This window comes from Paenibacillus sp. MY03, from assembly GCF_002165585.1.
GTDB classification, from domain to species: Bacteria; Bacillota; Bacilli; order Paenibacillales; family Paenibacillaceae; genus Pristimantibacillus; species Pristimantibacillus agaridevorans.
Genome location: NZ_MXQD01000002.1, coordinates 203,339 through 213,248, shown reverse-complemented (window position 1 = coordinate 213,248; position 9,910 = coordinate 203,339). Strand labels below are relative to the sequence as shown.

Below are 9,910 nucleotides of genomic sequence, written 5' to 3'. Positions count from 1 at the left end.
GTTTCCATCCGCGGTTTTTCTATCTTCGAGGGTAATCTCTCATTTAGAAGTTGCAGGATCCATACCTCAAATGGTCCGTTCTTCTGTTTCCTTTCAAAAGATAAATCATGCACGATATCATTTGCGATCCCCAAAGTTATCGATGCTGTCGCGATTGAGGGTTGGAGGTATTCCCAAAAGGCTAGTGGTTCTTAATTGTCTGGTGACAGCCATTTACACAATCGGTGTGTTAGCTGCTCTACTGGCTTCGACTTTAACGACAGAATACTCGATTACCGCCTCACAAGCATCTGGTCTAATCAATGGAATGGCGACCATTTTACTTACCATACTTATTGATCCGCAAGTTGGTTTAATGACAGATAAAGTCCTTAAAGGAGAAAAAAAGGTCGCTACACTTAATAAGGTTTTTGGTTTATTAATGATTTCCCGATTATTAGGAACTGTTTTTGCACAGGTATTACTGGTACCGGCTGCTTACTGGATAAAATGGATTGTATCTGTTCTTTGATTAGGATTGCATTACAAAGCCCAATCGAGCATATTGTTTGGGCTTTTCTTTATGATTACTCCGCTTCTCTGCGTACTGTAAAATAGTTAACGATAATGGGATTATTTCGAGTCCCCGATCGTGTTATATGCAGGAGGCGAAAAAATGGAGAACAATTCTTTATTGCGTACGGATAAGGAATTGGCTGAACTATATCAACGGCATGTAGATCGAGTCTACAGGCTATGCTATATCTATTTGAAGAATCCCGTTGATGCAGAAGATGCTGTTCAATCTGTATTTCTAAAGCTTATCAAATATCAAATGGTTTTCAATGACCGCGAGCATGAAAAAGCGTGGTTGACCGTAACCACCAGAAATTACTGTAAAGATGTTCTAAAAAATTGGTGGAAAACCCGTCGAGTTGCTTTAGACGTTTTACCTGAGGTTTCTTCTTGGGATGGGGATGAACCATCGGGAAACGTGCTTGCAAGACTACTTTCACTTCCCGAAAAATACAAAACCGTTTTATATCTGTACTATTTCGAGGAATACACCGTAAAAGAGATCTCTGAGATGTTGGGATACAAAGAAAGCACGATTCAAACACAACTATTCAGAGGTCGTAGACGCCTCAAAATTGACTTGGGAGGGAAGTGCCTTGAGTAACAATAATATTAATCGACTTTTCGAAGCTCTTACGCCAAATACCGAAAAAAAAGAAGAGATGTTCCATAACCTTTTAGTGCAAAGTAGGGTTGGAAATAAAAGAAATAGGGGATATACTCTTTCGAAACGTTTAAGACCCGCTTTATTGGTTGCTGTATTGATGGTTTGTTTAGCCACAACCGCCTTTGCAGCGGCATATATGAAATTAGATGATGTGTTTATGAAATTTCTAAATCCGGTAAATCAAGAGCAAGCAGAATACTTGTCATATGGCGCTTATGTGGTTGATAAACACGTAAAAAATAAGAATGGGACGATTAATATTAAACAAGTGATTGGCGATAGTAATCTGACCTATATCTTAATGGACTTTACTGCACCTGAAGGTACGGTATTAGACGCGGCACGGTACCGCTTTTTAAATTACGACATTACAACAAACCAGGACTATAAGAGCGTAGGCTTTAAAGTGCTTGACGATGGCAACCGCAGTGACAATAAAATTAGTTTGGCTATGAGCATCCTAACGAAAAACTCCATAGCTGGTCAAAACGTTCATTTCCAACTCAAAGATCTACAAGCGGCAGGTCCGTTTCCTGGCATTTTTACAACGGTCATACCAGACGTTTGGGAAACAGATTTTAAGCTGGATTTCAAGGAGTACTCTACTCCTTATGAAGTCAACAAAAACATTGCCATGTTTGGTTATGGAGCGGTGCTAAAAACGATCTCCGTCTCACCGATTTCGATTTCATTAAAGATTGAAAGCAGTTCAATGAATGAGATTAACGAAGCTGCTGGTTCATTAAAGGAAATTGGCGTTAACCAACACTTGGATAATTATCCGATCACGATAAAGTACCAGGACGGTACGTTGGAAACGACAAACCTGTTTAACGGATTGCATTTGACGGAGAATGGCACTCAATTATTTACGGTTAAAACATTTGAAAATGTGATCAATGACAAGGAAATCGTATCCATCGTCTTTTTTGATAAGGAAATACAGTTTAAAAGATAAATTACATCGATTAGAGTCTTCTTAACTGTTACAGTAATCTTAAAAAGATGAAATAAAGGGAGGGTTCCATGAATACCGGCTTTCGGATTGATAATATTAGACAAAAGTCATGATAGCCGAAGCTGAAAGGCTCGGAAAAGAACTAGGTTGTATATTGGCTCATACTTGCACATTTTCGTATCAATCGCCGGATTTTTATAAACGTAGAGGCTACGAAGTTTTTGCGGTCAATGATGAATATCCAGAAAATATTAAACAATTTTTCTTAAAAAGAAATTGTAATCGTCATTTCATGATCCAGGAGCAGTTTGCCGGAGCGGCAGCTGCTCTTTATTTCATTAAGCTAAAGGACCCAGAGGATCCATATTGCGACAGAGAGGAAAAAAACCGCCTCTCTCATAAGGCGGTCAATTGAACTATCGTTTTTCGTTAGCGTAACTAGGCACCTTCAAAAATTTGTCTTCAAGGGGCTATCGAAGACGCGAACGATCATCGCTAGGCGACTTAGGAAATGACGGTCTGAACTATTTCTTGTGCGGTGGTTGGATTGAGCGTCCTGATTCCAATTTTGTTCAAGTAAATAAGCATTGGTTCAAGTTGGCTTATTATAGGGCTTACAATGTCGTGCTCGTTCGCGTCTATCAATTGCGACAGACCCAGGATAAAGGAACGCATTTCCGGTATCGGCAGCTTTTCAGCCTCTGACAGCCTCTGACCAGCGAGACGGATATCAGTGACGGTGTTGCTCATGCCTGTTCCTTGGCACGCCGGACAATCCGATCTTTTGGAGAAGTAAGAAATCATCCTCAGATTGCCTTTACTCGTCGTGCGCGCATCGATCATGTATTGAAGATCGTGTACGCAGCCGCGGTAATAGTCCGTATGCGGTTTCTTGTTATGGACAAACGAAACGGGTTCTTTGTCGTACCCATATAGAAGGATGGGGATAAACCCCGGATCTTGCTCGTCCAGTGGTTTCAGATAATCGATTCCAAGCATTGCCGCCAACTGCCTGATCCTTGGAACTGGCGCGCAATCCGTTCCAGCCCACAAGAGGACGGCGCCATTCTTGAGTGACAGCTCGGGAGCGATCATGCGACTGGGGTCGATCTCGGCTGATCCAACGTTTCCTCCACACTCGGAGCAACGACCATAAGAGCATGCACTCCTTGTCTCCGCAATTTTTCCGTATAATGCACCTAGATACTCCGATACGGCCAACAAGATACCAACGAGGGTGCCCGGTCGTTTGGAGTTGAATGGTTTATCTGGAATCTGTGTGCGATACATAGGCTCACGCTCCATTAATTATTCCGATGTTAAGTTCTGATTCCACACCGACGTCCATTTTCCCTTTTTTATCATGAACAAAAGAGAGCTGATGCTGCCCTTTAGCTTAATGAATCTTTTTATCGAGAGTCATGGTGTTTGTTGCGCAGTTCGACGATAATGTGACCACACTTATTTTGATTTGTACTGGCAGCTCTCAATAGTTAAACGACTATTCGAAATCTTGCTTTTCCAATAGAATGTACGCGCGCGCTTCGTCCTCGGCGGTTATACTTATAGCAGAGGTGATGGCAAATGAACAGAGACGAAATCACTCCCCGCAAAAAGGGAGATCGCCCTTCGGAGGCGGAATGGGGAGCCATCGTCGGCAACGATGGCGCAAGCGACGGAGCGTTCTGGTACGCGGTACGGACGACGGGCATCTTCTGCCGCCCCTCCTGCAAATCCAAGCCGCCCCTTCGGGAAAACGTCTCCGTTTTCCGTTCGCCGGATGCCGCCCGAAGCGCAGGGTACAGACCGTGCAAACGATGCAAGCCAACAGGCGTGCGTCTCCCCGACGAGGAATGGATATTGACGATAACGGACTATATCCGTGAGCGGTACATGGAGCCATTAACGCTGGAGAAGCTGGCCGAGATCGGCCATGGCAGTCCGTATCACCTGCACCGGATTTTCAAGCGAGTGACGGGCGTTACGCCCGTCTCTTACATTCAGGAATTCCGCATACGGCGGGCAAAGGAGATGCTTGCGGAGAGCGGCGTCGCCGTCGCCGAGATCGGCGCGCGGGTCGGATTGCCGAACGCCCCTTATTTTATTACGTTGTTCAAGAAGATTACAGGGTGCACGCCCGCCCAATTTCGGTTATTACAGCGCAAGGAGGATGCTAATCATGAATAAGCAAGCTGGAGGAAGCCGTCTTTATTGGTCTGTCATTGCATTCGGAGACAGCCATATGCATATCGCGGAGACCGAACGGGGGCTTTGTTACGCGGGGGCGCTAGGCGAAACGTTCGACGAGATGGCGGAGCGGTGTACGCGTCGATTCGGCCGCATAGAATGGATTCGGGATGACGAGCGAATGAAGCGCTATGGCAGCGAGCTTGCGGAATACGCGGGCGGGAGCAGATCGCTGTTCGATGGGAAGCTGGACCTGCGCGGCACTCCGTTCCAGCTTCGGGTATGGAAGGCGCTTCTGGACATCCCGTTCGGCGAGACCCGAAGCTACGCCGATATCGCGAAGGCGATCGACAGCCCTTCCGCCGTTCGTGCGGCAGGAAGCGCGATCGGCGCCAATCCGGTACTCGTCTTTGTGCCCTGCCATCGCGTCATTGGCAAAAACGGGTCGCTTGCGGGCTATCGCGGCGGATTGCCGATGAAGAAGCTGCTGCTGGACCTGGAGCTTGAAGACAGGGAAGTTCCTTCCCGTACAGGCGTTCATCTTGCGACGGGCTCATCCCGATGACGAAAATCGTCCGCAAGGAACCAAAGACGCTGCTGAACAAAGGAACGGGATTTCTGGAGGGCTACAGCCACTCCTTGAATCCCTATTCCGGCTGTTCGTTCGCCTGCTCCTACTGTTATGTGCGCGGCATGCCCGTCTCCTTGTTCCGGGGAGAGGAGTGGGGCTCGTGGGTGGATGTCAAGCAAGGCGCGGCAAATGTGCTTCGCAAAGAGCTCGCGAGGGCCAAAACCAAAGGACCTGTTACGATCTTTATGTCTTCAAGCACGGATCCTTATCAGCCGGCGGAAGCGCGGGAGACCGTGACGCGTTCGCTGCTGGAGGCGATGACTCAGCTTCCTCCCGACTTCCTGCTGGTGCAAACCCGCAGCCCGCTCGTAACGCGCGATATCGATCTGCTGCTTAAACTTGGCAAAGGTGTTCGGGTCAGCATGACGATAGAGACGGATCGCGAAGACATTCGCAAGGCGTTTACTCCTTCCGCTCCTCCGATCGCTGCCAGGCTGCGGGCGCTGCGCGAGTTAGCCGAAGCAGGAGTTCCCACGCAGGCGGCTATAGCTCCCCTGCTGCCGTGCAGCGAAGGATTCGCCGAGACTCTGCGCGCGATCGTGGACCGTGTATGCGTCGACGATTACTTTATGGGCGATGGCAGCGGCGGCAAACGAACGAAGCGACTCGGCATCGATAAACTGTACGATGAGCTTCAATTGCAGGAATGGTATACGCCTTCCGCCTATCGCGCCTTGCTGGAGCAATTGCGGCGAGTATTTCCGCCGGATGCCGTCCTTGTAAGCCAGGCCGGCTTTCTCCCCTAATTCGCCCGCCGCGGCGAATCGGGGAACGGGCTGACAGATGTTTAATATGTTCAGTATGTTCTATAGTTTCTTAAGCAAACGCTTACAACCCCCGCGATATAATGAAAGTCGGGAAGCTTGGCAGGGGCTGCCTTGCCTTGCGGCATTTCGCCGAAGCTTCTACCACAATGCGCAAGGGGGAAAACAAGCAATGAGAAAATCGCTTACTAAGGTCATTGCGGTCGCGCTGGCCATGCTGTTGCTGCTGCCGGCAAGCTGGTCTGCCGGCAATGCGATGGCCGAGGGCGCAGATTCGGCACCGGACAACATCGTATTGTCCCAAAGCTTCGAAGATGGACAGACCGGCGGCTGGGCATCCGTCTGGGGCGGTCCCGGCTCTGTCTCCATCTCCACGGAACAAGCTTCGGAAGGCACTCATTCCCTGCTCTTTAGCGGCCGTGAAACGCGCGACAACAGTCCCAGTCTTAATCTAACGGCTCTTATGATCTCCGGCAAAACCTACGACCTCTCCCTCAAAGTACGATCCGGCTCCGGCAGCGATACGTTCCATGTCGCCTCCAAAGTCGATTCACCGCTTCTGGAAAACAAATACCCCTGGATCATCGGCAATCAAACGGTATCTTCCGCGGAATGGACGACCTTTTCGATCCGAAACTACGAGGTTCCGGCAAACACTGCGGAATTCCGTATTTGGGTAGAATCCGCCAGTGATTCCGTCTCTACGGCGGATATCTACATCGACGAGGTGTTGATCAAAGACGTGACGCCGGATACCGCGCCAGGCGGCGGCGACCTCGATCAAACCGGCTTGACGGCCGACTTCGAGAACGGTTCCGGCAACTGGGCCATCAGAAGCGGCAGTCCTGGCGAAAGTATCGCAGTCTCCGATGCAGACAATCATACCACCGGCGGAGAAGGCAGTCTGCTGGTAAACGTGTCGTCTCAATACAACGGCCCTATTCTGGATGTGATGGGCAAGATGCACAAAGGACATCAGTACCAGCTCTCGGCGTGGGTCAAGATGGCTCCCGGAGAGCCGCCGACCTCGCTTCGGCTTAGCGTACAGAGCGGCGACAGCACGTATACAAACGTCTCCCCCAACGTGGCCGCAACGGACGGAGCCTGGGTTCAACTGTCCGGTTCCTTTACAGTCGCCACTACTCCGAGCGTATTAAAGGCCTATGTGGAGACGGCTCAAAAGCCCGCGGCACCCGTTGCTTTCTATATGGATGACTTCGTCCTCTCCTATATCGGTCCCGTGGCGGCGCCGAAGCCGATTCAGAATTTGACTCCGATCAAGGAAACCTATGAGGACTACTTCCTGATCGGCAACGCGATTGGAGACGCCGAGTTCGAAGGCAACCGCCTGGATCTGCTAAAGCGGCATCATAACGTCGTAACGGCGGAAAATGCGATGAAGCCGGACTACGCCTACAATGAGAGCAGGCAGTTCGACTTCGCCGCGGAAGATGCCCTGATCGCGAAGATCGAAGCAAACGGGTTCCTGCTGCATGGCCACGTCCTTGTCTGGCATCAGCAGATGCCGTTATGGTTAAGCACCGCGGAGGATAATACGCCGCTCAGCCGGGAGTCTGCGCTGGCCAATCTGCGGACGCATATCGAGACGGTCGTGGAGCACTTCGGGGACAAGGTCATCTCCTGGGATGTTGTCAACGAAGCCATGAGCGATAATCCCCCCAATCCGTCCGACTGGCGGGCTTCGCTGCGCAACTCCCCGTGGAAAGCGGCCATCGGCGACGACTATGTCGAGCAGGCTTTTCTGATCGCCAAGGAAGTCATTCTGGACAATGGTTGGGATATCAAGCTCTATTACAACGACTACAACGACGACAACGCGAACAAGTCTACCGCCATCGCCAATATGGTGAAAGAGCTTAACGATAAATACGCGGAGACGCATGACGGCGAGCTGCTCATCGACGGAATCGGCATGCAGGCCCATTACAATCTCAATACGAAGCCTGACAACGTGGAAGCTTCTCTGGAGCGTTTTATCGCGCTTGGCGTAGAGGTCAGCATTACGGAGATCGACATTACGGCCGGCGATAATGCCACTTTGTCCGATGCGCAGGCGAAGGCGCAAGGCTATTTGTACGCGCAGCTCATGAACATCTACAAGAAATATGCCGATCACATCGCCCGCGTGACGTTCTGGGGGCTTAACGACGCTTCCAGCTGGAGATCGGACAATAACCCGCTCCTCTTTGACAGGGAGCTGCAAGCCAAGCCCGCTTATTACGGAGTTATCGATCCTGATCAGTTTATCGAACAAAATCCTCCCGTAGAAGTCACGGCCAAGGAAACGACGGCCCGTTACGGAACGCCTGTCGTAGACGGCGTTATCGACGGGATCTGGAGCACGACGGCCGACATTCCCGTCAATCAATATCAGATGGCGTGGCAAGGCGCCCATGGCACGGTCAAGGCGCTATGGGACAACGAATATCTGTACGTGCTGTTCCAGGTCAACAATGCCGAACTCGACAAGAGCAGTCCGAACGCCTACGAACAAGACTCCGTCGAAATATTCCTGGATCAGAACAACGGGAAAACTCCCTCCTATCAGAACGATGACGGACAATACCGGGTCAATTATGACAATGAAACGTCATTTAATCCGCCCTCCATCGCTGAAGGTTTCCATTCCACAACCGCGATTAACGGAACGAACTATACGGTGGAATTGCGGATACCGCTGACGTCGGTCACCCCGGACATCGGTTCGAAGCTTGGTTTCGACGTGCAAATCAACGACGGCAAAAACGGCTCCCGTCAAAGCGTCGCGACATGGAACGATATGACAGGCCAAGGTTATCAGGACACCTCTGTCTACGGGGTGCTTGCCCTTCTCGGCCCAGGCTCCGGGAACGGCAACGGCAACGGGAACGGCGTAATTGTTCTCCCCAATTCCGGTGCTGTGATCAGCAAGGAGGGCGTCGTCACCATCCAGCCTCGAACAACTTTCAGGAACGGCCGTTCGACCGCCTTGGTAACTGGCGACAACTTAAAGGATGCACTGAAGCTGGCGGACTCCGGCGACGGAGGAGCCAAACAGATTTGGATTGAGCTGCCGGCGCAGGCGAACGCGTCGTCTTACGAAATTGTATTGCCGACGGAAAGTCTGCGGGGCAAAGAATCCTTCGTGCTCGCAGTGAAGATGGGCAGCAACATGATCTATGTTCCGAGCGACATGTTGTCCGGCACGGACGGCTTATCCGCCGAAATATCCATTCGAATATCGGACACGGCTGCGACAGAGCTGGACTCTGCTGTTCAGACGCTGATCGGAGACCGTCCCGTCATCGAGCTGCAAGTGCTGGACGGCGACCGTATCATCTCATGGAATAACCCGGATGCACCTGTTACAGTAGTTGTTCCTTATACCCCAGCGGCAGAGGAGATTCTGCACCCGGAAGGAATCGTGGTCTGGCATATAGATGGATCGGGTACGCCGACTCCGGTCAAAAACAGCATTTACGACCAAAGCGCAGGCGCCGTCGTGTTCCGGACGACACATTTCAGCACCTACGCGGTTGCTTATGCCAGCCCTGCTTTCCGGGATTTGTCGGGCGTGAAATGGGCCGAAACCGCAATACATGCAATGGCTGCACGCGATATCGTGAGAGGGGTTGGCGATAACTTCTTCTCGCCTAAAGCCTCTATCTCGAGAGCCGACTTCGTCGCTCTGCTGGTGCGAGCGCTGGAGCTGCAACAAGCGGACTACGAGGCGGAAATGTTCGAAGATGTCCCTTCGGACGCTTATTATTACGAGGAGCTGCTAATCGCGAAGCAACAAGGGATTGCAGCAGGCGTTGGAGACCGCCGGTTCAACCCGGACGGCCCAATCACTCGCCAAGACGTAATGGTGATGACGATGCGCGCACTGAAAGCAGTCGGCATCGAGGCAGCGGCTTCAGCGGAATCTACATTAGAGACGTTTGGCGATGCGGGAGAAATTGCCGGGTATGCGAGAGAGAGCGTAGAGTCGCTCGCAGACCTCGGTATCATTGTAGGCAAAAACGGCAGCCTGGCGCCAAGAGACCTGCTCACTCGAGCCGAAGCCGCCGTCATTCTCTATCGACTCTGGCAGTTGTAAGATCGGCACTTGGCATATTTACAGACCGCCCTCTTGTGAAGTACGCTAG

General features: G+C 50.9%; 9 protein-coding genes. 8 read left to right on the top strand and 1 reads right to left on the bottom strand.

The features are described 5' to 3' along the window. From B1748_RS02520 to B1748_RS36695, 4 genes are all read left to right on the top strand, one after another. Nucleotides 1-511 (top strand): lipid II flippase family protein (locus B1748_RS02520; RefSeq protein WP_143810225.1); only part of this gene is annotated, 511 nt, incomplete at its 5' end. Nucleotides 512-655: 144 nt separating this feature from the next. Then, nucleotides 656-1,159 carry an RNA polymerase sigma factor gene (locus B1748_RS02515; RefSeq protein WP_087566291.1) on the top strand — a complete coding sequence of 168 codons (504 nt, stop codon included), beginning with the start codon at nucleotides 656-658 and terminating at the stop codon, nucleotides 1,157-1,159. Further along, nucleotides 1,152-2,180 (top strand): hypothetical protein, encoded by a 1,029-nt coding sequence (locus B1748_RS02510; protein ID WP_087566290.1) that lies wholly within the window; start codon nucleotides 1,152-1,154, stop codon nucleotides 2,178-2,180. Before B1748_RS02515 ends, B1748_RS02510 begins: the two co-directional genes overlap by 8 nt. Before the next feature lie 109 nt (nucleotides 2,181-2,289). Beyond that, entirely contained in the window at nucleotides 2,290-2,595 is a 306-nt protein-coding gene (locus tag B1748_RS36695) for a calponin homology domain-containing protein (RefSeq protein WP_179215335.1), read from the top strand. Between the two features lie 89 nt (nucleotides 2,596-2,684). On the opposite strand, the gene B1748_RS02500 is transcribed toward B1748_RS36695, so the two are convergent. After that, nucleotides 2,685-3,470: an excinuclease ABC subunit UvrA gene (locus B1748_RS02500; protein WP_087566289.1), complete on the bottom strand. Its 786-nt coding sequence runs from the start codon at nucleotides 3,468-3,470 to the stop codon at nucleotides 2,685-2,687. 294 nt (nucleotides 3,471-3,764) lie between these two features. Here B1748_RS02500 and B1748_RS02495 point away from each other — a divergent pair, with 294 nt between their 5' ends. The 4 genes from B1748_RS02495 to B1748_RS02480 all read left to right on the top strand — a co-directional run bounded on the left by B1748_RS02495 (nucleotide 3,765) and on the right by B1748_RS02480 (nucleotide 9,861). Continuing rightward, entirely contained in the window at nucleotides 3,765-4,367 is a 603-nt protein-coding gene (locus B1748_RS02495) for a bifunctional transcriptional activator/DNA repair enzyme AdaA (RefSeq protein ID WP_087566288.1), read from the top strand. Next, entirely contained in the window at nucleotides 4,351-4,932 is a 582-nt protein-coding gene (locus B1748_RS02490; protein ID WP_373271244.1) for a methylated-DNA--[protein]-cysteine S-methyltransferase, read from the top strand. Before B1748_RS02495 ends, B1748_RS02490 begins: the two co-directional genes overlap by 17 nt. Beyond that, on the top strand, nucleotides 4,929-5,744 hold the full coding sequence (locus B1748_RS02485) for an SPL family radical SAM protein (RefSeq protein WP_087566286.1): 816 nt from the start codon (nucleotides 4,929-4,931) through the stop codon (nucleotides 5,742-5,744). Before B1748_RS02490 ends, B1748_RS02485 begins: the two co-directional genes overlap by 4 nt. Nucleotides 5,745-5,934: 190 nt before the next feature. Continuing rightward, nucleotides 5,935-9,861, top strand: a complete 3,927-nt coding sequence (locus tag B1748_RS02480) for an endo-1,4-beta-xylanase (protein ID WP_087566285.1) — start codon at nucleotides 5,935-5,937, stop codon at nucleotides 9,859-9,861. Nucleotides 9,862-9,910 lie beyond the last annotated feature (49 nt).